Origin of the sequence: Paracoccus sp. S4493, from assembly GCF_000967735.1 — a bacterium.
GTDB classification, from domain to species: domain Bacteria; phylum Pseudomonadota; class Alphaproteobacteria; order Rhodobacterales; family Rhodobacteraceae; genus Paracoccus; species Paracoccus marcusii.
In genome coordinates, this window is sequence record NZ_JXYF01000586.1 from 1 (window position 1) to 320 (window position 320).

Consider the following 320-nt stretch of genomic DNA (forward strand, 5'->3'; position numbering starts at 1 on the left):
CGGCGGCGCCACCGGCACGGCGCGGCGGAATGGCCGACGATGTCAGCGCGGTCAGCGCCACCGCGCCGGGCGCGGCAGGGCTGTTGCCGATGGCCGATGCGATGGCATCCTCCACGGCCTGTTCCGACACCGCGGGGCTGGCCACGGTGCGCGTGCCGGGCCGGCTGTTCGGGCGGGCCGACCGCAGGATGGCGCCCGACGGTGCGGCGGTGGGGCCGGGATCGATGGCCGCGGGACGGGGTGCCGCAAGACTGGCCGCCGCACTGGCCCGCGGGGCGGGGCGGGCGGCATCGACGGCCTGTGCCACGGCGTCCTGCACC

At 79.1% G+C, this 320-nt stretch carries 1 pseudogene; it reads right to left on the reverse strand.

From position 1 onward, the window contains the following. Window positions 1-307 (reverse strand): annotated as a pseudogene (locus tag TW83_RS19170) (hypothetical protein); the annotation flags it as partial. Window positions 308-320: the final 13 nt, after the last annotated feature.